The sequence below is a fragment of the Acinetobacter sp. 24-47-47 genome, assembly GCF_057737035.1.
Window position 1 is genome coordinate 1,868,087 of the sequence record NZ_CM173216.1, and the last position, 25,014, is coordinate 1,893,100.

The 25,014-nt window shown below is 38.7% G+C and carries 25 protein-coding genes and 1 tRNA gene; 9 read left to right on the forward strand and 17 right to left on the reverse strand.

Features of this window, described 5'->3' with window-relative positions:
* The first annotated feature begins 179 nt into the window (after positions 1 to 179).
* Positions 180 to 3,074 (forward strand): calcium-binding protein, encoded by a 2,895-nt coding sequence (locus AC1M9E_RS08760; protein ID WP_481587794.1) that lies wholly within the window; start codon positions 180 to 182, stop codon positions 3,072 to 3,074.
* Between the two features lie 41 nt (positions 3,075 to 3,115).
* Here the strand turns inward: AC1M9E_RS08760 and AC1M9E_RS08765 are convergent, their stop codons facing one another.
* The gene (locus AC1M9E_RS08765; protein ID WP_092767054.1) at positions 3,116 to 3,298 is read right to left on the reverse strand and encodes a hypothetical protein; all 183 of its coding nucleotides are present in this window, start codon (positions 3,296 to 3,298) and stop codon (positions 3,116 to 3,118) included.
* Between the two features lie 215 nt (positions 3,299 to 3,513).
* Between AC1M9E_RS08765 and AC1M9E_RS08770 the strand changes: the two genes are divergently transcribed.
* A complete protein-coding gene (locus AC1M9E_RS08770; RefSeq protein WP_035265512.1) occupies positions 3,514 to 4,740 on the forward strand; it encodes a pyridoxal phosphate-dependent aminotransferase in 1,227 nt (408 codons plus the stop codon).
* A gap of 496 nt (positions 4,741 to 5,236) precedes the next feature.
* On the opposite strand, the gene AC1M9E_RS08775 is transcribed toward AC1M9E_RS08770, so the two are convergent.
* Positions 5,237 to 5,680: a hypothetical protein gene (locus AC1M9E_RS08775; protein WP_481587793.1), complete on the reverse strand. Its 444-nt coding sequence runs from the start codon at positions 5,678 to 5,680 to the stop codon at positions 5,237 to 5,239.
* 239 nt (positions 5,681 to 5,919) lie between these two features.
* Here AC1M9E_RS08775 and AC1M9E_RS08780 point away from each other — a divergent pair.
* Positions 5,920 to 5,995, forward strand: a tRNA-Asn gene (locus AC1M9E_RS08780).
* Positions 5,996 to 6,082: 87 nt separating this feature from the next.
* Here AC1M9E_RS08780 and AC1M9E_RS08785 read toward each other — a convergent pair.
* From AC1M9E_RS08785 to AC1M9E_RS08835, 11 genes are all read right to left on the reverse strand, one after another.
* Positions 6,083 to 6,736 (reverse strand): MiaE family protein, encoded by a 654-nt coding sequence (locus AC1M9E_RS08785; protein ID WP_180028430.1) that lies wholly within the window; start codon positions 6,734 to 6,736, stop codon positions 6,083 to 6,085.
* 14 nt (positions 6,737 to 6,750) lie between these two features.
* Positions 6,751 to 7,476, reverse strand: a complete 726-nt coding sequence (pdxJ, locus tag AC1M9E_RS08790; RefSeq protein ID WP_035267175.1) for a pyridoxine 5'-phosphate synthase — start codon at positions 7,474 to 7,476, stop codon at positions 6,751 to 6,753.
* Positions 7,477 to 7,485: 9 nt separating this feature from the next.
* Positions 7,486 to 8,199 carry a DNA repair protein RecO gene (gene recO / locus AC1M9E_RS08795; RefSeq protein ID WP_481587792.1) on the reverse strand — a complete coding sequence of 238 codons (714 nt, stop codon included), beginning with the start codon at positions 8,197 to 8,199 and terminating at the stop codon, positions 7,486 to 7,488.
* 12 nt (positions 8,200 to 8,211) lie between these two features.
* Positions 8,212 to 8,403, reverse strand: a complete 192-nt coding sequence (locus AC1M9E_RS08800; RefSeq protein ID WP_180028433.1) for an NF038104 family lipoprotein — start codon at positions 8,401 to 8,403, stop codon at positions 8,212 to 8,214.
* A gap of 29 nt (positions 8,404 to 8,432) precedes the next feature.
* Entirely contained in the window at positions 8,433 to 9,461 is a 1,029-nt protein-coding gene (gene era / locus AC1M9E_RS08805; RefSeq protein WP_035267178.1) for a GTPase Era, read from the reverse strand.
* On the reverse strand, positions 9,458 to 10,159 hold the full coding sequence (rnc, locus tag AC1M9E_RS08810) for a ribonuclease III (RefSeq protein WP_035267179.1): 702 nt from the start codon (positions 10,157 to 10,159) through the stop codon (positions 9,458 to 9,460). The genes era and rnc overlap by 4 nt, the downstream gene beginning before the upstream one ends.
* On the reverse strand, positions 10,131 to 10,505 hold the full coding sequence (locus tag AC1M9E_RS08815) for a DUF4845 domain-containing protein (RefSeq protein ID WP_035267180.1): 375 nt from the start codon (positions 10,503 to 10,505) through the stop codon (positions 10,131 to 10,133). Before AC1M9E_RS08815 ends, rnc begins: the two co-directional genes overlap by 29 nt.
* A gap of 25 nt (positions 10,506 to 10,530) precedes the next feature.
* A complete protein-coding gene (lepB, locus tag AC1M9E_RS08820) occupies positions 10,531 to 11,385 on the reverse strand; it encodes a signal peptidase I (protein WP_481587791.1) in 855 nt (284 codons plus the stop codon).
* Positions 11,386 to 11,401: 16 nt separating this feature from the next.
* On the reverse strand, positions 11,402 to 13,219 hold the full coding sequence (gene lepA, locus AC1M9E_RS08825; RefSeq protein WP_180028436.1) for a translation elongation factor 4: 1,818 nt from the start codon (positions 13,217 to 13,219) through the stop codon (positions 11,402 to 11,404).
* 163 nt (positions 13,220 to 13,382) lie between these two features.
* Positions 13,383 to 13,844: an acyl-CoA thioesterase gene (locus AC1M9E_RS08830; RefSeq protein ID WP_481590304.1), complete on the reverse strand. Its 462-nt coding sequence runs from the start codon at positions 13,842 to 13,844 to the stop codon at positions 13,383 to 13,385.
* Between the two features lie 112 nt (positions 13,845 to 13,956).
* Positions 13,957 to 15,342 carry a Do family serine endopeptidase gene (locus AC1M9E_RS08835; protein ID WP_481613017.1) on the reverse strand — a complete coding sequence of 462 codons (1,386 nt, stop codon included), beginning with the start codon at positions 15,340 to 15,342 and terminating at the stop codon, positions 13,957 to 13,959.
* A gap of 233 nt (positions 15,343 to 15,575) precedes the next feature.
* Between AC1M9E_RS08835 and nadB the strand changes: the two genes are divergently transcribed.
* Positions 15,576 to 17,207, forward strand: a complete 1,632-nt coding sequence (gene nadB, locus AC1M9E_RS08840; RefSeq protein WP_488224694.1) for an L-aspartate oxidase — start codon at positions 15,576 to 15,578, stop codon at positions 17,205 to 17,207.
* A gap of 35 nt (positions 17,208 to 17,242) precedes the next feature.
* On the opposite strand, the gene AC1M9E_RS08845 is transcribed toward nadB, so the two are convergent.
* From AC1M9E_RS08845 to pabC, 4 genes are all read right to left on the reverse strand, one after another.
* The gene (locus tag AC1M9E_RS08845) at positions 17,243 to 17,662 is read right to left on the reverse strand and encodes a PaaI family thioesterase (RefSeq protein WP_481595969.1); all 420 of its coding nucleotides are present in this window, start codon (positions 17,660 to 17,662) and stop codon (positions 17,243 to 17,245) included.
* A 61-nt stretch (positions 17,663 to 17,723) separates the two neighbouring features.
* Positions 17,724 to 18,347: a dTMP kinase gene (tmk, locus tag AC1M9E_RS08850; RefSeq protein ID WP_488224695.1), complete on the reverse strand. Its 624-nt coding sequence runs from the start codon at positions 18,345 to 18,347 to the stop codon at positions 17,724 to 17,726.
* A gap of 14 nt (positions 18,348 to 18,361) precedes the next feature.
* Positions 18,362 to 19,411 carry an endolytic transglycosylase MltG gene (mltG, locus tag AC1M9E_RS08855; RefSeq protein ID WP_488224696.1) on the reverse strand — a complete coding sequence of 350 codons (1,050 nt, stop codon included), beginning with the start codon at positions 19,409 to 19,411 and terminating at the stop codon, positions 18,362 to 18,364.
* Between the two features lie 5 nt (positions 19,412 to 19,416).
* Positions 19,417 to 20,226: an aminodeoxychorismate lyase gene (gene pabC / locus AC1M9E_RS08860; protein ID WP_488225204.1), complete on the reverse strand. Its 810-nt coding sequence runs from the start codon at positions 20,224 to 20,226 to the stop codon at positions 19,417 to 19,419.
* Between the two features lie 153 nt (positions 20,227 to 20,379).
* On the opposite strand from pabC, the gene AC1M9E_RS08865 reads away from it, so the two are divergent.
* The 5 genes from AC1M9E_RS08865 to cysW all read left to right on the forward strand — a co-directional run bounded on the left by AC1M9E_RS08865 (position 20,380) and on the right by cysW (position 25,006).
* Positions 20,380 to 21,387, forward strand: a complete 1,008-nt coding sequence (locus tag AC1M9E_RS08865; protein WP_488224697.1) for a sulfate ABC transporter substrate-binding protein — start codon at positions 20,380 to 20,382, stop codon at positions 21,385 to 21,387.
* Between the two features lie 176 nt (positions 21,388 to 21,563).
* Positions 21,564 to 22,580, forward strand: a complete 1,017-nt coding sequence (locus AC1M9E_RS08870; RefSeq protein WP_488224698.1) for a sulfate ABC transporter substrate-binding protein — start codon at positions 21,564 to 21,566, stop codon at positions 22,578 to 22,580.
* Positions 22,581 to 22,595: 15 nt separating this feature from the next.
* A complete protein-coding gene (locus tag AC1M9E_RS08875) occupies positions 22,596 to 23,201 on the forward strand; it encodes an alpha/beta hydrolase (RefSeq protein WP_481591413.1) in 606 nt (201 codons plus the stop codon).
* A gap of 84 nt (positions 23,202 to 23,285) precedes the next feature.
* A complete protein-coding gene (gene cysT, locus AC1M9E_RS08880; RefSeq protein ID WP_035267202.1) occupies positions 23,286 to 24,119 on the forward strand; it encodes a sulfate ABC transporter permease subunit CysT in 834 nt (277 codons plus the stop codon).
* Entirely contained in the window at positions 24,116 to 25,006 is an 891-nt protein-coding gene (cysW, locus tag AC1M9E_RS08885) for a sulfate ABC transporter permease subunit CysW (protein WP_488224699.1), read from the forward strand. The genes cysT and cysW overlap by 4 nt, the downstream gene beginning before the upstream one ends.
* Positions 25,007 to 25,014: the final 8 nt, after the last annotated feature.

Here is a 25,014-nt window from a genome sequence, read left to right on the forward strand (position 1 = left end):
AATCAATCTTATTTAGTTCTCATATAAGCTTTACTATATTTTTCATTAAATTATGACAAAAAATTCATGATCTTGTCTAACAAAAGCAATTGATTTTAAATTAATAAAATGTGATTCTCATCACACTTTAATCACGAACAATGATTAAAAACACTTTATTTTTATAAGAGACTATAACAATGGCTTTGTTCAATTATAAATCATTCGATTACTTACCTAACTTTAAATTAAGTTCAGTTCTCTCAATTCCAGCTCAACTCGTTGGTAATGGTCTAATCGCTGCCACCAATGCTGTGAATACTGTTCTTGATGTAGTATCTCCTATTGGTTTAGCAGGTAATGCTTTACTTGGCAAACCTTTCGAAGCAGTGCACGAACTTGGTGATAAAATTATTGATGCAGCTTCAGATGCAGTGAATTCAGTGGGTAAAGCACTTGGTGCAACCATCGAACCGAATGACACTCATCATAAAAATGAGTGGGAAGACAAAGAACTCAGCTTAGATAACATTTTAAGCCTTCCTGGGGATTTAATTGGAAACACCATTATCGGTGCAACCAATATTGCCAATGATATTCTTGATGCTGCTGCACCGATTGCTATTGCAGGAAATGCGCTTATCCCTGGTTTTGATGTTGTTCATAAAGCAGGTGATACGATTATTGATGCTGTCTCTGATGTGGCTCATGACATTGGCTCAGCGATTGGCGGGACAATTGAACCTAAAGATACTCATTATGATAATGAATGGTCTCAAGAGCTTCCATCAGCTACTGAAAACCTAAAATCAATTGTGAATACAGTTGCAAATCAAGTTGAAAATGCACTTGAACCTATTTTCGATTATGTTCCTGATTTCAAATTTAGCTCAGTACTTTCTATTCCAGCTCAGTTACTAGGTAATGGTTTAGTCACGACAGCAAATTTAGTCAATACAGTTTTAGATGTGGCTTCGCCTATTGGCCTAGCAGGTAATGCTCTACTTGGTAAACCATTTGAAGTTGTTCATGAGTTAGGTGACCGCATTATCGATGCAGCATCGAATTTACTCAGTGGTGCTGGTGAGGCCCTCGGCTCAAATGTAGAAGCAAAAGATACACACCACAAAAATGAATGGAAAGATGGCGAACTTAGCCTTGATTCAATTTTAAAAATTCCAAGTGAGCTGGTTGGTAATTTGATTATCGGCAAAGATGGCATCGTGAATGATTTATTAGATAGCGTTGCGCCATTGGTTAAAGTTGGTGATAAATTCATTCCTGGTTTCGAAGAAATTCATAAAGCCGGTGATGCAATCATTGATCAAATTTCAGACATTATCGTAAATATTGGTAAGGATATTGGTGCCACTCTTCCACCTTCAGACTCACATTTTGATCGAGAATGGGGGCAACCAAAACAACCAGATCAATCTAATCCATCAGATGACGGTCGTCCTAAATTCTACAAAATTGACAATCAATTCAGTTACCGCGTAAGTGAATCTGCATTTAAACAAGTTCAAGAACTATATAACAAGTTTATCTCAACTGGTTCTTTACAAGGTAAAAATTTCTGGCGCCCTATTTATACCGTGATCAAAGAAGATTTAGCATCAAATGACGCAGTTGATCAGGGTACTAAAAACTGGTTAAAAGTTGCTGAAGCTGTTGCAATAGCTGATCCTCAGAGCTTCCTTTATCAATATGTTCGCTTAGGAACAGGTAAATCACTCGCAGATAAAGGCATCTATATTACGGATGAACAATTCTGGCAAGCATCAAATGTATTGATCAAAACTTTAGCTGACAATTTCTTGAATGGCGTTAAAAATGCTGATGGCGAGACTGTTGTTCCAGCAGGATATTTACCAAGCTCTGATGGTAAGTTTGGATTGGTACTTATGGATGCAACTCAAGCTCTTGAAAACTTGGGTGGCGAGCTAGGTGATTGGACAGGTATCACACCATTAAGTATTCTTGATCACTATTTAGGTGTGGATACTTCACAATTGAACGGTGGTGATAGCCGTCCGTTTACTTGGTATTTAGAGCTATTAGGTGATGTGGTTAAAGCGAACTTAAAAGCTGGTGCGAGTATCTTTGATGTTGTGAATCAAATCGTGACTGAGGGCTTAAACTTCGTTGGACAATTCATCAAAGGTGAAATATTTGATGATGGCTTCTCTTCACGTGATCAACTTGTAAATACATTGACTCAACTTGCTTACGCATATGCAGGTGATTTAGCTGGTTCTGTAGCAGTAGCGACAAACTTATTTAACCCTAACACCAACATTATTACCACTTACTCAGTTTTCGGACGTACCTTAAACGGTAAAGATGGTAATGACATCATTAAAGGCGGTGTCGGCAACGATACGCTTGTAGGTGGTAAAGGTGATGACTTGCTCTTTGGTGGTTGGGGCAATGACATTCTAAAAGGTGGTGAAGGCATCAATGTCCTCGTAGGTGGTCGTGGTGACGATACCTATTATGTACAATCAAAATATGACTTCGTACTTGAACACAACTATGAAGGTACAGACACTGTCATTAGTTCTGCAGATCAGTATCAATTAACCGAAAATATTGAAAACCTTACGCTGATCAATCCAATCAAAGAACTTTTGATTGCTGGATCAGAAATTCAACAAAGTGGTACGGGTAACCAATCTGACAACATTATCACAGGTAGCAAATTCGTAAATAACGAACTAAAAGGCCTCGCTGGAGATGACACCTTAATCGCAAACGGGGGTCTAATTAACATCTTAAATGGTGGTATTGGTAACGACAAATTGTATGGCGATCTTGGTAACGAGACATACTATTTTGATCAAGGCTTTGGAATAGATACAATCTATGAAAAAGGTGGTCAAGATACCATTCAATTTGGTGCTGGTATCTCAATTGATGATTTACTCGTTCAAGACTCTGGGAATGATCGTATCATCAAACTTAAAGATTCTGCTGATCAAATCACTATTAAAGATTGGGCTAAAGGTGAAGCACATCAAGTTGAATCAATCGTATTTAAAGACGGTTCTACATTCAACTTACTGACTCTAGATCAAAACTTAAGTTACGTGTAATTCTTCCCTGCAAAAAAATAGGTGCTTAAAGCACCTATTTTTTATCTTTTACCCATCGAGCGACGTGTACCACGTGGCGGCATCCATGTGCGATCAGCATAGCGCTGAGGCTTTGGACGTAGAACTTCGATTTCTTCATCAGCTTGCTTTGCGTCATTCACTTGCTTGATAGGAAATGGAAGATTCACTACAGGCTTCTTTTTGGGAGAATTTTCCGAACTCATTTGAGACTACTCATTTCAATCTAACGCTATTGTACGGAAATTTGTTTTTTTATGCGACCCACGTTGTTTAATGTGGATATGTATCATTGCATTAAAATTCGGTGAATTTCGTGATTTTTTGCTAATTTGCCTAGATATTGGACGACTAAAACATTCAATTTAAGCTAAGATAGTGTGCTTTTTATTTTTTAATCCCTATAAGAAGGAATACTGCCGTGGACGTACGTCTCTCTGATCGTGTCAATGCCATCAAACCGTCCCCAACGCTTGCTGTGACCAATAAAGCTGCAGAACTTAAAGCTGCTGGTAAAAACGTTATTGGCTTAGGTGCAGGTGAACCGGATTTCGATACACCACAACACATCAAAGATGCAGCAATTGCAGCGATTAACAACGGTTTCACTAAATACACCGCAGTTGACGGTACGCCAGGTCTTAAAAAAGCAATTATCGCTAAATTAAAACGTGATAATAACCTTGATTATGCTGCTAACCAGATTCTCGTTTCTTGTGGCGGTAAGCAATCATTCTTTAACCTTGCGCTTGCATTGTTAAATAAAGGCGATGAAGTAATCATCCCTGCTCCATTCTGGGTAAGCTATCCAGATATGGTGATCATCGCAGAAGGTGTGCCAGTTATTGTTAAATGTGGTGAAGAACAACGTTTCAAAATCACACCAGCTCAATTAGAAGCTGCAATTACTGATAAAACTCGCCTAGTTGTTTTAAACAGCCCATCTAACCCAACAGGTATGATTTATACCAAAGAAGAATTAGAAGCATTAGCTGAAGTTCTTCGTAAATATCCTGAAGTATATGTTGCTTCTGATGATATGTACGAACCAATTCGTTGGGACGACGAGTTTTATAACATTGCTACAGTTGCACCAGATCTTTACGATCGCGTAATCGTTCTCAACGGTGTATCTAAAGCATATGCAATGACAGGTTGGCGTATCGGCTATGCAGCAGGTCCTGCTAAATTAATCGGCGCAATGAAGAAAATTCAATCACAATCTACTTCTAACCCAACTTCAATTTCGCAAGTTGCGGCAGAAGCTGCATTGAATGGTCCTCAAGATGTACTTAAACCAATGATTGAAGCTTTCAAACGCCGTCATGATTTGGTTGTTAATGGCTTGAATGATATCAAAGGCATTACATGCTTACCTGCTGACGGTGCATTCTATGCTTATGCAAACATTCGTCCATTGATCCGTGCAAAAGGTTTAAAATCTTGCACAGAATTCTCTGCATGGTTATTGGAAGAAACTGGTGTTGCGGTTGTTCCTGGTGATGCATTCGGTTTAGGCGGTTATATGCGTATTTCATATGCAACAGCAGATGAAGTATTGGTTGATGCGCTTGCACGTATCAAAAAAGCAGCTGACTCAATCGAAGGCGTAGATGCAGCAATTGCTTCTATCGCAGCTGAAAAATAATCTGATAAATTAATCAGATCAAAAAACCCGCGATTTACGCGGGTTTTTTTTATTAAATCTAAACCCCTTCATGCACCTACATAACCCAATACGCAACATAAAACCTTTTGGTTAATACGCTCTCTCACTGAAGCGAAAAAAGTGTGCTTTTAGGATTGGATAAACGTCGGAGGTTTTTTTAAAGCTATCCAAACATGATCCATCAGTGATCCAAATAGAATATTGAAATTTAAACACTATTCATAGTATCGATAGCTCATTCTGAAAGATCATATTTATCACTGAAAAATCCCATTTATAGATATGCTTTGCACCATCATATAGAAGTTGGAACTGATCTAAGTAACCATAATATGGGATTTAATTAATGAAAAATAAGTTCTAGAAACACCAATTCACCCTACTAAAGAAGATAAAATGACACAGGCTAACTTGGACTATATTAAAAAAAAATCAATTCACTCAACAATTTCAGATTTGACTTGTGAAAATTTGCCTAAACTGCAAGCTGTTTATTAAACAAATGCTTTGAAGGACGAGAACAACTTAGGCATTCAACATAATATTTAAGTGGTGACTTTAATAAAATCTCACTCACCGCATTCGATTCATTTAACCAAGCAAGCGATTTATTCGTGCCAAGAATGGCATTCCCTTTTATGGAGTAGATATAGACTTTATTTACGTTAGGTGTTAAGTCATTTGCTGCCAAATATTGTTCAAGCGTGAATGATTGATCTTGATCAACAGACCATTTTTCAGAAAACCACAGCTGTAATAACTCACCCAAAACCAGATGATGTTTTTTAAAAGGAAATACATCAATTACCGCACCCTCTACTTCAATGAAATAAGAACTAGGCGAATTCAAGATAGACAGGTAATTTTGTTTATAGAATTCAAGATTAGAAAAGATCTGAGAAATGGTAAGCGTATTCATTCGCTTTCTCCTATTTTAGCCATTTAGTGCTGGCAAGTTGGTATAAATCCACACTGCTTAAAACTCTGTTTCAAGCGCTCTGTTGTTAAATAAATCTAACAAGCTCATTCTAAATTGGCAAGTAAATTTAAAAAAAACATTTTATTTGAGCAAATAAACAACATGCGGCTCAAAAGTGACAATTGTATGGCAATTTACACTTGACCCAATCTTAAATCCCCTTATAATCGCATTCAGATTCTCCAATAGCTCAGTCGGTAGAGCGACGGACTGTTAATCCGCAGGTCCCTGGTTCGAGCCCAGGTTGGAGAGCCAAATACTAAAAAGCCCAAGCATTTAAGACTTGGGCTTTTTTTTATGTCAAAAAAATCCCCCACTTGGGAGGATTTTCTCAACCATATTTTAAGCTGCTTTTGCTGGAACTCCACTGTGAAAACGGAAGGTTTCATCAGGTGTTAAGATGAGTTGCTTTTCAACTTCACGAATGTGCTCTATACGACTTTGAATATCCTCCTCAGGATCTTTCAATTTCGCAGTTTTAGCCACATCCAGAGCTAGAGCCAAATAATCCTCATAATGGCGTGATTCAGATTTTAGTAAGTAGCGATAATAGCGCCCTAATTCCTCATCGACTCTAGGCGCTAATGCATAAAAACGTTCACATGAGCGTGCTTCCACAAACGCACCAATAATTAAAACATCAATTAGCGCTTCTGGTTCATACGTCCGAATTTCTTTGCGTAAGCCACCCGCATAACGCCCAGCACTTAAACCGACCCATTGCTGCCCGCGCTTGTTCATAAACTCTAAAACCTGCTCATAATGCAGCATTTCCTCACGCACTAATTGAGCGAGCTTAACTTGTAAATCTACAAAAAAGCTGTATCTAAACATGAGATTCATGGCTGTACTGGCTGCTTTCTTTTCACAGTTCGCATGATCTTGCATCAAAATATCAAGATTATTTACAGCCTCATCTAACCAAGCTTGTGGAGTTTCGCAACCAAGGAAGCTTATGACAGGCTTCATTAATTCATCATAATCAATATTTGACATAGTACTCATCAATCTTATCGTGCAGCTTTGATTGCTGCTTTCATATCTTGAACTGCTTGCGTAAGTCCTTTGAAAACAGCATCGGCAATCAGAGAATGTCCAATATTCAATTCGTGTATTTGAGGAATTGCTGCAATAGGAGCAACATTGTCAAGATTAAGTCCATGCCCAGCATTTACGACCAAACCTTTAGCAGCAGCGTATTCTGTTCCACGGATAATACGTTGTAACTCTACCTGCTGTGCTTCTTCTGTTTCAGCATCTGCATAAGCACCTGTATGAATCTCAATAGTTGGCGCACCACAGGCAATTGCAGCATCAATTTGTTCAATATCAGCATCGATAAATAACGATACATCACATCCAATCGCTGCTAATTCCTGTGTAGCAGACTTAACAGCCTCAAAATTACCAACAACATCTAAGCCACCTTCGGTCGTGACTTCTTGACGCTTTTCAGGCACAAAACACACGTGATGCGGCTTTATTTCTTTAGCAAATGCCACCATCTCATCTGTCACTGCCATTTCAAGGTTCATGCGTGTTTTAAGTACAGGGCGCATGCGACGGACATCATCATCATGAATATGACGACGATCCTCACGTAAATGTAATGTAATGCCTTCAGCCCCTGCCTCTTCACAAATTAGTGCTGCCTGTACTGGATCCGGGTAGCGTGTGCCTCGAGCCTGTCTTAGAGTTGCAACATGATCAATGTTCACACCAAGCAATGCAGCCATAACATTTTCCTAATTTGATTTTGATTGAGCGTTTTGAATCCACAATTGACGACTTTTTAGTGGGCGATCACCCAATAATGAAGTAATCATTTGACGATATAATTTATTCAACAATTGTAACTGTTCAGCGTTGAAATCTGTACCATTTTCATAATTTATCATGCTGCGAATTTGCTCACCTGTCAGTGTAGCGGCACTTGAATACTGAACTGGTATGAAGCCTTCGTTTAATTGAAATTGATATTTTTGTGAAGTTAAAATTTCATTTTGGTGTGCATCTATCGAGTAATCAATCGCATAACCAAGCTCTTCTAGAAGTACGTATTCAAATTGACGAAGAATTTGCTTCAAGAATTCGTTAGGATTTGAATGTTGAGCTAATTTTTGTAAACTTTCTAATGTCTTGTGGTACTGTGCAAAAGTATCTGGCATTGCCTCTTCTAATGGACATAATCTCAATAAGATTTCATTTAAATAAAATCCTGAAAAGAATGCATCTCCATGAAAAAAAATAGGATGATTAACAATTTCTAATTTTGTGAAATTTTTTAATTCAGACTTACCTGTCGCTTGGAGTGCGATAGGCTGATATTGCGGTGGTGGAGGTTGTCTTAGTATGCCGTCAACTCGTCCATACTCTTCAGTGAATAAATGGACAACATGACTCCGCTCTCGATACTTTCGATGATGGATTAAGTATCCATGCAAAAGTTCATTTCGCATCGACTAATCTTATTATTTATCTTTTTTTAGTTCTTTTTCATCATCGTCATCACCATCGGGAATAACAGCCCCAACTACTGCTGCAGTACCTTTGACGACTCCTTTGGTGGTTTTATACGCAACTTTTACAGGAACTGTGACAACTTTATGAATGCAACCTTGTAAAACCAAAGCACATACAATTATCGCAACCATCTTCATCATCATCATCAGCTCCTATAACCGTTTAATCCTTAGATATCACTATATCCTAGGCTTTTTAATGCACGCTCATCATCAGACCAACCGCCTTTGACTTTAACCCAAAGGGTGAGCATGATCTTTTCTTCGAACATTTTTTCCATATCAGCACGTGCATCCATACCAATTTTTTTCAACTTTGATCCTTTTTCACCGATGACAATGGCTTTTTGCCCAGGGCGATCAACAAAAATCGTAGCATCAATATAGGTACAAGCAGGCTTCATACGACCAGTTTTCTCATTTAAAGTCGCTTCTTCTGTTTTAAACGATTCAATTTGAACCGTTAAATCATATGGAAGCTCTTCACCCAGTTGACGCATGATTTTTTCACGAATAATTTCAGAAGCTAAGAAGCGCTCAGAACGATCTGTGAGTTGATCTAGTGCATACAATGGTGGTTGAAACGGTAAGTATTTTTCGATCGTATCACGAAGATGATCAAGGTTAGCGCCACGCAATGCCGATACTGGAACGATCTCAGCAAAATTCATTAATTTAGTACGCTCTTGAATTAATGGTAATGCCTGATTTTTATTCTCAAATGTATCCAATTTATTAATGACCAAGATGACAGGCATTTCGGCATTTTTGAGCTTCTCAAGGACTAATTCATCATTTTGAGTCCATTTGTCAGCGTCTACAACAAACAGTACAAGATTTACATCACGCAAGGCTGAATGAGCTGCACGATTCATCATTTTATTGATAGCACGGACTTCTTTCTTATGCATTCCAGGGGTGTCAACAAATACTGCCTGAGATTTCTCACGCGTATCAATGCCCACAATCTTGTGTCGAGTTGTTTGAGGCTTACGAGACGTAATCGAAAGCTTCTGACCCAAAATATGGTTCATTAATGTAGATTTACCTACATTCGGACGACCTACAATTGCTACAAAGCCACTTTTGTAGTCTGAGGGAATTGTAGTACCTTGAGAACTAAAAAATTGATTGATTAAATCATTGCCGCTGTCTTGCGACTCGTGATCAGCATCGATGTGATCGGAATGAGTAGTCATGAAGACTTTTGCTCCAAAAATTTTAAAATTTCCGCCGCTACTGCTTGCTCAGCAAAACGACGACTTGAACCCTCACCCATACATTTTGGCAAGCCTTCAACCATACATTCCACTTTAAAATGTTGGTTTGGTGCATCACCCTGAATATCAACAACCTCATACACTGGGAGAGGTTTTTTACGAGCTTGAAGATACTCTTGTAAACGGGACTTAGGATCTTTCAATTGATCTGTTGGTTCAATATGATCTAAATAAGGTTCATACCATTTCAACACAATTGATTCTAACAACTTTAAATCTTGGCTATCAGTATAGATTGCACCAATAATCGCTTCGACTGTGTCAGCGAGTATCGACTCTCTATGATGACCACCAGATTTTAATTCACCAGTACTGAGTATTAAACTCTGACTAAGTTTCAAATCTGTTGCAATTTTGCCTAACGCTTCTTGTCGAACCAAAGTAGCTCGCATACGCGTCAGACGACCTTCGTTTTCATGTGGATAAGCATGATAAAGGTAATTGGCAATAATCATACCTAACAATGAATCGCCTAGAAACTCTAGGCGTTCATAGTTATGTTTATGGCTAACCGATCGGTGTGTCAATGCAAGTTGAAGTAATTCAATTTTCTTAAACTGATAACCGATGCGACTCAGTAAGCGAGAATCACTTACTTTGAACTGACCTTTGATCAAAACTTTTCTCGAATGTGAGGACTAAATCAATATTAAATAAGAATGGCTTTCTTACTTCATATTTCTTTGTCACTTGTAAACCTTGTTTAGATTTGACAGTCGCAATATCTTTGAACTCAATGTCACGGATATTGTTCATGCTAAATTTCTGCCCCATTGTTGAAGCAAACTGTTGTGGTGTTGTCGCCTTTGAGCTGATTGCAACTTGTTCTTCAATCAATTGATTGATTAGTCGGTCATCCCAATAAGGCTGCCACAATGCTACGAGCACTTTAAGTCCAAATGCCGCAACAATTACCCCTAATAAAATCGCTGTATACGATGCACCGCGTTGAGTGTTACGCATTTTTTATTATCCATATATTTGAAGATTACTGAATTTGACCATTACGACTGAATGATGGCAATTTCAAACCAGCTTCTTTATGCATCCATACATAAATTGCTTGTCCTGTTAAATTTGCCTCAGGTACGAATCCCCAGATTCGACTATCAGCACTCTGATCACGGTTGTCACCCATGGCAAAATAATATCCTTTCGGAACAGTTACTTCCCAGCTTTGACCATTTGTTCTCACAAAGCGATCATTCGCAGTGGCAACATAAGGAAGATCTTGTTTGGTTTGTGCATAATTGAAATGCGCAATAATCGGGTTTTGACCTTCCAAATTACGAACCAAATACTTATGATCACCTAAAGTTTCATAATGATAAATTGAATTTGGCGTGTCTGAAACATCTTTTACACGATTAAATTCAGCCGATTCCGTTACAACTTTTTCACCATTGATGGTTAATTGATTATTCTCAAAAACGATATGATCACCAGGTAAACCAATAATACGCTTAATATAGCTAATTGATGGGTTTGGTGGATATCTAAATACCGCCACATCACCACGTTCAGGCTCATTGACATTCAAGACTTTGGTGTTGCTAATCGGTAAACGAACACCATATTGATATTTGTTCACCAAGATATAATCACCCGTTTCCAATGCCGGAACCATGGATTCAGAAGGAATATTATAAGGTTCAAAGAAGAATGAACGCAGCACTAACACAACTGCAAGTACAGGCCAAAAATCATATGCCCATGTAATAATGAAATTTTCATTCCCTTTTCCTTTGGTTGCTCTTTGTTTGAGCACCAATTTATCCAGCAACCATAATCCAAAAAAGATTAGGGTTGCAGGTACGAGAATGAGGTTAAAATCAAAATCCATGGGATATTCCTTGTTGTTATCGCTCTACTTTTAACACAGCTAAGAAAGCTTCTTGTGGGATTTCTACACTACCCACCTGCTTCATACGTTTCTTACCTTCTTTCTGTTTAGCGAGAAGTTTCTTCTTACGTGAAACGTCACCACCATAACATTTTGCCAATACGTTCTTACGCATTGCTTTTACTGTTGAACGAGCGATAATTTGAGCACCAATCGCAGCTTGAATCGCCACATCAAACATTTGACGAGGAATCAAATCTTTCATTTTTTCTACAAGTGCAATACCACGATGACGCGCATCTTGACGGTGACAAATCATTGCCAATGCATCAACTTTTTCACCGTTGATCAAGACATCTACTTTTACAAGAGAAGAAGACTCAAAACGGACGAAGTTGTAATCTAATGATGCAAAACCACGTGAACATGATTTCAATTTATCGAAGAAATCCATCACGACTTCAGCCATTGGTATCTCAAATGTAATGGCTACTTGATTTGCCATAAATTTCATGTCTTTTTGAACACCGCGTCGTTCAACGCACAACGTCATTACATTACCAAGATATTCTTGTGGCACAAGGATATTACATTCTGCGATCGGCTCACGAAGGTCTTCTACAGTAGATCCATCTGGCATTTTTGATGGACTGTCGATATAAACTGTCTCACCACTCTTCATAACAGCTTCGTAAATTACAGTCGGTGCCGATGAAATCAGGTCTAGATCATATTCACGCTCTAAACGCTCTTGAACAATCTCCATGTGCAGCATACCCAAGAAACCGCAACGGAAACCAAATCCTAATGCATCTGAACTTTCAGGTTCAAAGAATAATGCTGAATCGTTAATTTGCAGTTTTTGTAATGCTTCACGGAAAGGTTCAAATTCACTCGAATCAATTGGAAATAAACCAGCGTATACCTGTGGTTTAACTTTTTTGAATCCAGGTAAAGTTTCTACTTCTGGCGTTGTAGCAAGTGTAATCGTATCTCCAACTGGCGCACCAAAAATATCCTTGATACCAGCAATCACAAAGCCAACTTCACCTGCTTCTAAAATATCAGTTTCTGTATGTTTAGGATTGAAAATACCGACAGAGGTAATGATGTGCGTTTGACCTGTTGATTTCATCAACATTTTATCGCCTTTACGCACCCGACCTTGCTTAATACGAACTAAGGATACAACACCTAAATAGTTGTCAAACCATGAGTCAATAATTAAAGCTTGAAGCGGCGCTTCACGGTCACCCGTCGGAGCAGGAATGGTATTCACAAGTGTTTCTAAAACACCTTCGATTCCTAATCCAGTTTTAGCTGAACACGTAGGTGCTTCAGTTGCTTCAATTCCGATAATGTCTTCAATTTCTTGAATAACACGCTCTGGTTCAGCTTGAGGTAAATCAATTTTATTGAGTACTGGAAGAACCTCAAGACCTTGCTCAATAGCTGTATAACAGTTTGCAACTGACTGAGCTTCAACACCCTGAGCTGCGTCTACAACTAAAAGTGCACCTTCACAAGCAGCAAGCGAGCGCGAAACTTCATATGAGAAGTCAACGTGCCCAGGTGTATCAATAAAGTTCAGTTGATATTCTTCGCCATTAGGGTGTGTATAATAAAGCGTCACAGATGCAGCTTTAATGGTAATCCCGCGCTCACGCTCAAGCTCCATTGAGTCTAGAACTTGCGCTTGCATTTCGCGATCTTGCAAACCACCACAGGTCTGAATAAAACGGTCAGCTAAAGTTGACTTCCCGTGATCAATGTGAGCAATGATCGAAAAGTTACGTATATTTTTGATATTTACGGATTTTTTAGCTTGCGCCATGGGTTACCTTGAACAATAAATTGCGCTATGCATGAAATAAAAACTACATAGCAAAAGCTGTTTAACAAATTGCGGACGATTATAGCAGATGGATTTTTCAAAGTATTCATAATAATGAACACCATGTGGTGAAATATTTAATTCGTCCGACTCAAGCAATTCTTTAGTTAGCGGGTAAAGAATAATCTTGAGTGAAATCCAAAGGATTTAATACCTCAGAAATAGGCTGATAAGCTTGAGTAAATGTTGGCGATAATCGTTTAGGTCTGCCTGTCGCAATCTCTACACAGGCCCATTTGGTATTTCCCACAAATAATAATGATTGGTCTGAAGGTCTAAAAAAAGCGTACTGACGGAATGAATACATCGCATTCAAATCATTAAGCCAAGTTCTTAAAATAATTTCATCATTTTCAAAACACGCCTTTCTGTAATTCATGTGATGCTCAACAGCAACCATGGCATGTTTGAGTTCTAGATATTGCTCAACCCCCAAACCCAGTTGTTGAATATGTGCTGTTGCAACATCTTGCATCCATTTTACATACACCACATTATTCACATGACCTAAAATATCAATGTCTTGTGCTGTTGCTTTTATTTTAAGGTCAAAGATTGTACTCACTGTATTCCCTTGTATTGCGTATTCATCATCAACATTCGAAAAGAGTTTAATATAATTTTAGGGTTAAATAAAAAAGACCTTGCTGTCGCAAGGCCTTTTATTCAATTTATGTTTATTTGATTCTTAATCCGATCATGGCATTTCGCCCTTCACGGATGATACCCACTCGTGCAACTGTATTCGTTTTAAGATTAGCCACCGCTTCCACAAAATCTTGTGTTGTACTTACATTCTTACCATTAATCGAGGTGATCACATCACCAGCCATAATACGAGATTGTGCCGCCAAACCTCCGCGTACAACCTCTTGAATGTAGACACCACCTTTAACACCAAGGCGTGTTTTTTCAACAGGTGCAAGTTCGCGTATCGCAACACCTAATGTAGGTCCGCGTTTTTTAGCTTCACTTACATTTTGCGCTTGTGCAGGTGTTTCATCTGGTGCTGATGCAAGTGTTGCTGAAATCGTACGTACACGTTCATCACGCAAGATTTCTAACTGAATTTTTTGATTTGGCTGTGTTCTATTTAAGTAATTTAATAGCTCACTCGTTCTTGAAATTGCAGTTCCATTGTATTTCAAAATAATATCATTTTGCTTTAAACCAGCGCGCTCTGCTGGGGAGTTTGGCGCAATTTCTGTAATTAAAGCACCTTCAGGTTTTGGTAGTTTATAAGCTTCTGCGAGATTACGATCAATCTCTTGTAAATGAATACCAAGATATGAGCGAGTAACTTTACCATTTTTCTTTAATTGATCCGCCACATCCATCGCTACATCGATTGGAATGGAGAATGACAATCCCATATATCCGCCAGTACCACTGAAAATACGAGAATTCACACCAATCACTTGACCTTGTTGATTAAACAATGGTCCCCCAGAGTTACCAGGGTTTAATGCGACATCGGTTTGAATAAACGGAACTGATGTTTCACCCAACATATTTCTTGATTTGGCACTGACAATCCCTGCAGATGCCGAGTATTCAAAACCAAACGGTGAGCCAATGGCAAGAACAGGTTCTCCAACTCTTAATTGGTCGATATTCCCAGTCGAAAGTGCTGGGTAGTTCGTACCTTCAACTTTCAGTAATGCCACATCAGTACGTTCATCACTACCAATAACTTTGGCATCAATCTCGCGACGATCATTTAACATGATGGTGATTTGAGAAGCATTTTCTACAACATGATGGTTGGTAATCAGGTAACCATCACGACTAATAAAAAATGCACTCCCAAAACCCGTTTTCTCTTGAGGAGCTTGGCGCTGCGGAATAATAATTTGATTGCCGAAGAATCGTTTCAGTAGTTCAGGTACTTGTTGTTGAAGAATTTCTTCTTGTGTCATTTTCTTAACAACATTCACGCTGACGACACCCGGACTTACTCGCTCTACAAGATTTGAAAAGTCAACAGTAGCCGCCGCTTGAGTTTGTACTGCCGCAGTAAAGACTGCAGCAAAAAGTCCTGATGCTATAACGCGATTTTTCATGTTAAGTGAACTCTCATTTATGATTCTTGGATAAAATAATTTTTAGCACAATCAAAATTCTCTGTGCGTAAATAAATGTTTCTATATTAATAGAAAACAATACTTTACTTAAAATATGATTAAAAACTATTAGTTCAAGTGCATAAAAAAAAAATTGATCAATCAAACTCTTGAATTTTGCTTTGAAAAAGAGCCATATTAACGCACTTTTAAAATTCAGTTTGCGAATGGAAATGCCGAAAAATACAAGTACGCATCAATTTGATGTGATTATTGTGGGCAGTGGCGGTGCGGGTTTAAGTCTAGCACTCTCATTACCTGATCATTTTAATATCGCAGTGTTAGCAAAATCTCATTTGAAAGATGCCAGCACGTATTATGCACAAGGAGGCGTTGCAGCTGTTCTTGATGAGGCTGATTCTATTCAACAACATATTGATGACACGCTCATTGCAGGTGCTTATCTCTGTGAAAAACAAGCTGTTCAACACACGGTTGAAGGAGGAAAACCCTCTGTTGATTTTTTACTGAAACAAGGTGTTAAATTCACACTAGATGATGAAGATAACTTGCATCTCACACGTGAAGGTGGGCATTCTCAGCGCCGCATTATTCATTCCGCAGATGCAACAGGGAAAGCAATTTCAACCACTTTAGTTGAACGGGCACAAGAAAAAAACAATATTCACATCTTTGAAAATTACATTGCGATTGACCTCATTACAGCGCATAAGTTAGGGCATTTGAATCAGGAAAATCGTGCTTTGGGCTTATATGCTTTAGATGAGCAAACCGAGCAAGTGCATACTTTCTTAGCACCTTTTACTGCACTGGCATGTGGCGGTGCCATGAAAGCATATTTATATTCCTCTAACCCTGATATCGCTACAGGCGATGGTATTGCAATGGCATATCGTGCTGGATGCCGCGTCGCCAATATGGAATTTAATCAATTCCACCCAACCTGTTTATATCATCCTCAAGCACGTTCCTTCTTAATTACTGAAGCAATGCGTGGTGAAGGCGCTTATCTTCGTTTACCTGATGGCGAACGCTTCATGCTCCGTTTCGATGAACGTGCTGAGTTAGCACCACGCGATATTGTAGCTCGAGCTATCGACTACGAAATTAAAAGATTGGGTATACGACATGTATGGCTAGATATTACCCACAAAACCCCTGAGTTCATTAAAGAGCACTTCCCTACGTTGTATGCTCGCCTACTCGAACTGGGTATTGATATTACCAAAGATATGATCCCAGTTGTGCCAGCAGCGCACTACACCTGTGGTGGTGTCGTAGTCGATGAACATAGTCAAACGGACATTCAAGGTCTATATGCGATTGGTGAGACGTCTTATACAGGTTTACACGGCGCTAACCGTATGGCAAGTAACTCACTTTTAGAATGTTTTGTATATGGCATGAGTGCAGCAAAGCATATTCAAGATCAACATCAAAATATTATAGATCACTATGAAGTTCCTGAATGGGATGCTTCTCAAGTCATGAATCCTGATGAAGACGTTGTCATTTTGCAAAACTGGGATGAGTTACGTCAGACCATGTGGAACTATGTAGGTATTGTACGAACGACCAAACGTTTAGAACGTGCATTACATCGCGTTGAAATGCTGAAACATGAAATCACCGAATATTATCAAGATTATCATGTCAGTAAAAATCTAATTGAGCTTCGTAACCTTGTGCTCGTTTCTGAAATGATTATTCGTTGTGCGATGCAAAGAAAAGAATCACGCGGATTACATTACACTTTGGACTATCCTGAGCCTTCGCAAGAATTACGAAAAACCGTACTCACCCCACCAAATTTTGAAGTGGAAACACCTTTAGTTGAGGTTTAAGTTCAACATAAAAAAGCGAGTTCATACTCGCTTTTTTATGCCCTTTTGGGAGGAATTGAGTAAGTTCCAGTAACGTGAGCTATCGGCTCATCATTCCCAACAGAGTACAAGTAAACCTCTCCGACAACTAGAGTTTTGCCAACTTTCATTAATTTACAAACACCCTTGATGTCACAACCACCTTTCGGTTTTTTAAGAAAGTTTATATTCATATTGGTCGTCACTGTAAGACCTACAATACCAATTTCTCCGAGTATTGCGATATACAATCCATAATCGGCTGCTGTCATCATGGTCGGACCTGAAACTGTCCCTCCAGGTCTTAAATCATTTTCATCAACATGATAAATGACTGTAGCACCACGTGGCTCTACTGACACTATTTCACATTTTTGGAGACTTTGTGGAAATTCGGTTTGTAGGAATTTGAATATTTCTTCTTTATTACTGATCATATTGAGTCTAATCGTTTTTCCATAAACAATGACTCAATATAAATCAAATTTGCTTTTTTAATTAGCATTTATGCTCAGCTTTCCATGAACTAATTCGTTCAATTGCATCATTAAATACTTGCTCAGGACTTCGTGTTGCATCAATACGCTTAACACGATTGGGTTCTAACTGATGTAATTCAGCAAATCCTGCGCGTACTTTTTCAAAAAAAGCTGCTTTTTCTTGTTCAAACCGATCCAATGCTCCACGCGCACGCGCTCGTTGCATTCCGAATTCAGTCGGAGCATCCAACCAAAATGTCAGGTCAGGCATTTTTAGAACAAAGTTTTGGTTTAAAAGCGCTAATTTTTCACGGCTTAACCCACGACCTGCACACTGATACGCGAAACTGCTATCACAAAAACGGTCGCATAACACGATCGAACTATTTTCAAGTGCAGGCATTATAACTTGTTGCAGATGTTGCGCTCGAGCTGCGTACATTAATAATAGTTCAGTATCATTACTCATTCTTTCTTCATGATTCACTGTCAGAAGTACGGAACGAATTTGCTCAGCGAGCGGAGTACCACCTGGTTCACGAGTTAGAACAACTTGCTTTGATTGCTCAAGGAAGTAGTCACGAATTTTATGAATCAATGTCGTTTTACCAACACCTTCTGTGCCTTCAAAGCTAATAAACACGTCTATTTTACCCCTTACTTTTTAGATCGAATCACAGCAAGATATTCTTGAACAGCGCGATTATGGTCATCTAGATTGGTACTGAATTTGTGACCTCCATTTCCAGTCGCCACAAAATAAATATAGTCAGAATGATCTGGATGCATTGCCGCTTCGATCGCTTTATCACTTGGTAATGCGATCGGTGTTGGTGGCAATCCGTAATTCGTATAAGTGTTATATGGTGTTGGCGTTCTTAAATCTTTACGGGTAATGTTACCCGTATATTGATCGCCCATACCGTAAATCACGGTTGGATCAGTTTGTAAACGCATACCAATTTTTAATCGACGAACGAATACGCCCGAGACTTTATCTAACTCATGATCAACATTGGTTTCTTTCTCAATGATTGATGCCATGATGAGCGCTTCATATTTATTTTTATACGGCAAATCAGAAGCTCGATTTTCCCAGGCTTTATCTAGCGCCTTCATCTGGTGTTGATACAAATCAGTTAAAATTTTACGATCTGTTTCACCCTTTGCAAAAAAATAAGTATTTGGCGCAAACAATCCTTCTGGATGTGAAAATGGAATATTCAATTCCTTTAATATTTCTGCATCGCTCAAATGAACCAGCTCTTTCGTCACCAATTCATCATTCTTAAGTGCATTTTTTAACTGCTTAAATGTTGTACCCTCAATGACCAAAATTCGATTCAATTGTGCATTTTCAGAATTCGAAATCATGTCTAGAACTTGACGGACACTCATTCCCTCTTTAACTTCATAAACTCCAGCTTTCATGCTGTCATGAATCATCAATCGTTGATAAATCTTTAAAATAATGGGAAATGAAACTTGTTTATTTTGAGCTAAACGATCAATAAATTGTGAGTAAGTATCACCATGATTAATCGCGAGCATTTGCTTTTTACCCTCTACAGGATAATCCTTCCATAGACTTGTAGATAGAATCATGGTTGCAAGCAACATTAGGCCTGCAATAATGAGTAAAAGCGCTTTAAGTTTAAAGGATGTCTTGCTGTTCTTTTTCTTTGTTGATTTCTGAGGAGAGGACATAAGCTTTAAATCTGATTAAGTTGAAGGTGGTGAAAAAGATCAATACACGCTTGTGTATCTAAGCGACGATCATCAAGGCAAGAGGCGATTTTCATTGGGTGGAGCGCATTACAATAAAATACACTTTGAATGTGAAGAAGTTCATTCAAATCAATTACTCTTTTTTGGAACGTTATACCATAATGATTCATACGCTCCAAAATTTCAGCACGCATCACCCCATGAACGCCATTATAACGAAGTTCAGGACAAATCCACGTATCATTCAATCGTATAAAGCAGTTACTGCTGATTCCTTCAACAATATAGCCTTGAACATCTGTAACTAAGGCTTCTTGAAAACCCTTCTCATCAGCTTCCTGCTTTAGTAACACTTGTTCTAACCGATTCAGTGATTTAATTCCCACCAATTGTGGCATGGTTAAACCCATTACTCGCTCAACTAAACCACTCTCAATGACTTCATAGTGATGATCAGTCACGTTTTGCGGATAATAATACAACCAAAGATCTGCTGAATGATGAGGTAAACTGTATCCTCGTTGCCCCTCGCCTCGACTCAGTACAATTTTAATCGTCCCGTTTAATTGATCATACTTTTGCTGTAAATACTGGATAGACTCAGAAATATAGTCAAGATTAGCTTGAAGTGACAATCGCTCAATGGCGGTATTCAATCTTTTTAAATGACGTTCAAATAATTCAATTTTATTATTTCGAATTCTCGCCGTGGTAAAACAGCCATCTCCATAATGGAAGCCTCGATCAATAATAGATATTGCATCCATTGGCTTGGCATTTTTTAAACAGATCATTTCAAGCAACCTCATTCCGTTCTCATAGTGTAAAAAGTCACTCACAAAATGAATAGCTGTTTTGATCATAACTTTTTCATTTCTTCTTATTTTTTTATTTTAAAAAATTTCCCTATGCTCAAATCATCAAAAAACGACAAACACATAGGAATAATGATGCGTTCTTTTAAAATTGGGGTCATTGCAGCTTTACTTTCAGTCACTTCTGCTTCTACACTCGCAAAAGATTTTTTAAATGTTTCATATGATCCAACTCGCGAACTTTATGACAACTTTAATAAAGAGTTTGGAGCATATTGGAAAAAGCAGACTGGTCAAGAATTGAATTTTAAACAATCTCATGGTGGATCTGGTAAACAAGCCCGTGCGGTCATTGATGGCCTAGATGCAGACGTCGTGACTCTCGCACTCGCAGCAGATATTGATGCGATTGCTGAAAAAACCAATTTATTACCAAAAGACTGGCAGAAAAAATTCCCACAGAACTCTACACCCTATACCTCAACCATCGTGTTTTTAGTCAAAAAAGGCAATCCCAAAGGGATCAAAGACTGGGGAGACTTGATTAAAAATGATGTTGGAATTATTACGCCAAACCCTAAGACGTCAGGTGGTGCGCGTTGGAATTACTTAGCAGCATGGGCTTGGGCAAAACACCAACCCGGCGGTAACGATGCTAAAGCACAAGAATTTGTACGACAAATTTATAAAAATACTAAAGTGCTAGACTCTGGTGCACGTGGTGCAACAACAACTTTTGCAGAGCGTGGCATTGGAGATGTACTCCTGGCTTGGGAGAATGAAGCACATATAGCTCTTCGTGAACAACCTGGAAAATTTGAAATCATTACACCAACACTTTCCATTCTTGCTGAGCCCCCTGTAGCAATTGTTGAGAAAAATGCGCAAAAAGATGGCAACCTCAATGTCGCAAAAGCTTATTTGAATTATCTGTATTCTCCAGCTGGTCAAACCATTGCTGCCAAAAACTTTTATCGACCACGAAATGCAACGGTACTTTCAAAATATCAATCCGTGTTTAAACCTTTGAAATTAGTCACGATTGATAAAGAGTTTGGAGGTTGGACAAAAGTCCAAAAACAACATTTTGATAATGGCGGGATATTCGATCAAATTGTCAAAGCAAACAGTAATAAATAAAATTAAGATTTAAGCTTTAACTTATGACGTACCGATCATATTCATGATCGGTATTTTTTTAACAATACATCTAAATCTTTTTTTTTCATATAAAATTCATTTTTAATTATTTTTTATGCATAAAGATTAGATTTATTCTAGTGCCATGTAACAGAATATTTTCTTTTGAGGTTGCCATGCGCTTTTCAGCTAAATTAAAACTTGGGGTTCTCGCAGCTTTTGTTTCGGCTGCTTCGCTTAGCGCTTCCGCTAAAGATTTATTAAACGTCTCTTACGATCCTACTCGTGAACTCTACGTAGAAGTAAATAAAGAATTTGGTGCGTATTGGAAATCTCGGACTGGGCAAAACGTCAACTTTCGTCAGTCACATGGCGGTTCAGGTAAACAAGCGCGTGCAGTCATTGATGGTTTAAATGCAGATGTCGTGACTCTCGCACTCGCAGCTGACATTGATGCGATTGCTGAAAAAACCAATTTATTACCAAAAGATTGGCAGAAAAAATTCCCACATAATTCCACACCCTACACTTCCACAATCGTTTTCCTCGTCAAAAAAGGAAATCCAAAAAATATTAAAGACTGGGGTGATTTAGTAAAACCGGGTGTGGAAATTATTACACCAAACCCTAAGACGTCAGGTGGTGCACGTTGGAATTATTTAGCGGCTTGGGCATGGGCTAAACACCAACCAGGTGGAAATGACGCCAAAGCACAACAATTTGTTCAACAAATTTATAAACAAACCAAGGTCTTAGATTCTGGCGCTCGTGGCTCAACTACAACTTTTGCTGAACGCGGTATAGGCGATGTTTTGCTTGCTTGGGAAAATGAAGCTCATTTAGCACTGCGTGAACAACCAGGTAAATTTGAAATTGTGACGCCAACACTTTCTATACTTGCTGAACCACCTGTAGCGATCGTTGAAAAAAATGCAGAAAAATCAGGCAATAAATATTTGGCGCAAGGTTATTTGAATTTCCTTTACTCGCCTAAAGGACAACATATTGCCGCAAAGAATTTCTATCGTCCGCGTAATCAAACTGTATTAAAACAATATTCATCAACATTTAAGCCACTGAAATTGGTCACAATTGATCAAGAGTTTGGTGGCTGGGCGAAAGTACAAAAAGCTCATTTTGAGAATAATGGTATTTTTGACCAAATTACCAAAGCAAATAACACAAAAAAATAACCAATGGAGCATGACATGATACATACACTCATTGTACCCGGCGTCGGCGGAAGTGATGAAAATCATTGGCAATCATGGTTGCAACGTCAAGTCATGCCATGCTCACGTGTTCAACTAGATGATTGGAACTTTCCTTTACTCTCAGATTGGATCCATCGTTTTGTAGAAAAAATTTCGCAGATAGATGCACCCGTACAGATTGTTGCACATAGTTTTGGCTGTTTAACGTCTGTCGCTGCTCTGCATCAGCACCCAGAAATAGCACAGAAAGTTAAACAACTGGTTTTAGTTGCACCAGCCAATCCAAGTCGTTTTGGTGAGAATGGTTTTGCTCGTTTGAGTTTGACTGATTATAGTTTTTACTTTCATCAAATTAAGATTAGCGTTCCCACAAAAATGCTCATCAGTGAAAATGATCCGTGGTTAGGTTTTGAGGATGCAAAAAAACTAGCAAAATCATGGGGTGTAAAACCGATTAACTTAGGTCAAGTTGGTCATATTAATGTTGATTCAGGATTTGGACCATTTCCAGAGATCTTCGATTTTTTGATTCATGATAAGCTGTCGAACTATATCAATAGTATTGATAATGGCAAGTTGTATTACAAATTTGCAATTTAAAGTTCGCCACTTATTCTTGATAAATTTTTTAATTCAATTGCTTATTGATTTCGGTAAGCTTTTTCTCTCATTTGAGGAGTAGTCATGTCGCAGCGATCCCGAGTGCTGCCAGGATTTGGTCTATCTCTAGGCTTTACCCTAGCGTATTTATCTTTAATTGTGCTCATACCCTTGTCGGCTGTTTTTATTAAGTCTTTAGGTATTGGCTGGGAAGGTTTATGGGAGATTTTAAGCTCTGAGCGTATCTTAAAATCATTACAACTAAGTTTCAGTGCTGCACTTATTGCTGCCTTCATTAATGTGGTATTTGGCTTATTACTTGCTTGGTGTCTCGTGCGCTATAGTTTCCCTGGTAAACGAATTGTTGATGCATTGGTTGATTTACCCTTTGCGTTACCAACAGCTGTTGCTGGGATTGCATTAACATCTTTATATGCTCCGACAGGCTGGATTGGTCAATATCTTGAACCCTTAGGAATTAAAGTCGCTTATAGTCCTATTGGGATTACATTAGCCCTGATATTTATTGGCTTACCTTTTGTGGTTCGTACAGTACAACCTGTACTGAGTGACTTAGAGACTGAACTTGAAGAAGCAGCGTCAGCATTGGGTGCAAATCGACTGCAAATTGTAACCAAAGTGATTTTACCAATTCTTTTCCCTGCTTTAATCACAGGATTTGCTCTCGCTTTTGCCCGTGGCGTGGGTGAATATGGTTCAGTTATCTTTATTGCAGGTAACCAACCCTTCGAAACTGAAATTGCGCCATTAATGATTATTTCTCGATTGGAAGAATATGACTATGCAGGTGCAACTACGATCGCCGTTGTCATGCTCCTTATTTCATTCGCTATCTTGTTCTTGATTAACTTGTTACAAGCATGGGCGAGTCGTCGTACAGGGAGAACTGCACAATGAGTTTGAATACAAATAGCAATGCTTTAGCGGAAAAATTGCAATCTCGTGATGCGACGCGAGAACCGACTTGGGTTCGTTGGACACTTATTGTCGTTGCCATGATTTTCTTCCTCAGTTGCTTAATCCTGCCTTTGATTTTAGTTTTTGTTGAAGCATTCAAACAGGGTGTCGGCGTTTATGCGCAAGCTTTAGTCCATCCAGATACGTTGTCGGCTGTAAAGCTCACCTTACTAACAGCTGCAATTGCTGTACCGCTCAACGTAGTATTTGGTGTGGCGGCGGCTTGGTCTGTTGCGAAATTTAATTTCCGTGGTAAATCCATATTGACCACGATTATCGATATGCCTTTCTCAGTATCACCTGTAATCGCAGGTTTGATGTTGGTATTGATGTTTGGTACTCAAGGTTGGTTCGGTGGATGGCTGTTGGATAACGACATTAAGATTCTATATGCCGTTCCAGCAATTGTACTAGCAACCATCTTTATTACAGTTCCTTTTGTGGCGCGTGAGCTCATCCCACTGATGGAAGCTCAAGGTACAGAAGAAGAGGAAGCGGCAATCGTTTTAGGTGCTTCAGGCTGGCAAACTTTTTGGAAAATCACGATTCCAAATATTAAATGGGGCTTGATATACGGGGTTATTCTTTGTAACGCACGTGCAATGGGTGAATTCGGGGCAGTCTCTGTAGTATCGGGTCATATTCGTGGAGAGACCAATACATTGCCACTTCATGTAGAGATTCTCTACAACGAATATACCTTTAGTGCAGCATTTGCTGTTTCATCCCTCTTGGCTTTATTGGCGATTGTGACATTGATTCTTAAAACATGGGTCGAAATTCGCCAAGAGAAATTAAGCAAACGTAATGAAGATTCTACAGTTTAAAGGAAGTA

Coding starts and splice junctions, on each gene's coding strand:
- cysW (WP_488224699.1), top strand. CDS start 24,116: ATGAGTTTGAATACAAATAGCAATGCTTTAGCGGAAAAATTGCAATCT.
- AC1M9E_RS08760 (WP_481587794.1), top strand. CDS start 180: ATGGCTTTGTTCAATTATAAATCATTCGATTACTTACCTAACTTTAAA.
- AC1M9E_RS08845 (WP_481595969.1), bottom strand. CDS start 17,662: ATGATCAGTAATAAAGAAGAAATATTCAAATTCCTACAAACCGAATTT.
- AC1M9E_RS08870 (WP_488224698.1), top strand. CDS start 21,564: ATGCGCTTTTCAGCTAAATTAAAACTTGGGGTTCTCGCAGCTTTTGTT.
- AC1M9E_RS08875 (WP_481591413.1), top strand. CDS start 22,596: ATGATACATACACTCATTGTACCCGGCGTCGGCGGAAGTGATGAAAAT.
- pdxJ (WP_035267175.1), bottom strand. CDS start 7,476: ATGGCTGCATTGCTTGGTGTGAACATTGATCATGTTGCAACTCTAAGA.
- AC1M9E_RS08835 (WP_481613017.1), bottom strand. CDS start 15,342: ATGAAAAATCGCGTTATAGCATCAGGACTTTTTGCTGCAGTCTTTACT.
- era (WP_035267178.1), bottom strand. CDS start 9,461: ATGACTACTCATTCCGATCACATCGATGCTGATCACGAGTCGCAAGAC.
- lepA (WP_180028436.1), bottom strand. CDS start 13,219: ATGGCGCAAGCTAAAAAATCCGTAAATATCAAAAATATACGTAACTTT.
- lepB (WP_481587791.1), bottom strand. CDS start 11,385: ATGGATTTTGATTTTAACCTCATTCTCGTACCTGCAACCCTAATCTTT.
- nadB (WP_488224694.1), top strand. CDS start 15,576: ATGCCGAAAAATACAAGTACGCATCAATTTGATGTGATTATTGTGGGC.
- AC1M9E_RS08865 (WP_488224697.1), top strand. CDS start 20,380: ATGATGCGTTCTTTTAAAATTGGGGTCATTGCAGCTTTACTTTCAGTC.
- recO (WP_481587792.1), bottom strand. CDS start 8,199: ATGCGAAATGAACTTTTGCATGGATACTTAATCCATCATCGAAAGTAT.
- cysT (WP_035267202.1), top strand. CDS start 23,286: ATGTCGCAGCGATCCCGAGTGCTGCCAGGATTTGGTCTATCTCTAGGC.
- AC1M9E_RS08800 (WP_180028433.1), bottom strand. CDS start 8,403: ATGATGAAGATGGTTGCGATAATTGTATGTGCTTTGGTTTTACAAGGT.
- AC1M9E_RS08775 (WP_481587793.1), bottom strand. CDS start 5,680: ATGAATACGCTTACCATTTCTCAGATCTTTTCTAATCTTGAATTCTAT.
- pabC (WP_488225204.1), bottom strand. CDS start 20,226: ATGATCTGTTTAAAAAATGCCAAGCCAATGGATGCAATATCTATTATT.
- AC1M9E_RS08815 (WP_035267180.1), bottom strand. CDS start 10,505: ATGCGTAACACTCAACGCGGTGCATCGTATACAGCGATTTTATTAGGG.
- AC1M9E_RS08765 (WP_092767054.1), bottom strand. CDS start 3,298: ATGAGTTCGGAAAATTCTCCCAAAAAGAAGCCTGTAGTGAATCTTCCA.
- mltG (WP_488224696.1), bottom strand. CDS start 19,411: ATGTCCTCTCCTCAGAAATCAACAAAGAAAAAGAACAGCAAGACATCC.
- AC1M9E_RS08785 (WP_180028430.1), bottom strand. CDS start 6,736: ATGTCAAATATTGATTATGATGAATTAATGAAGCCTGTCATAAGCTTC.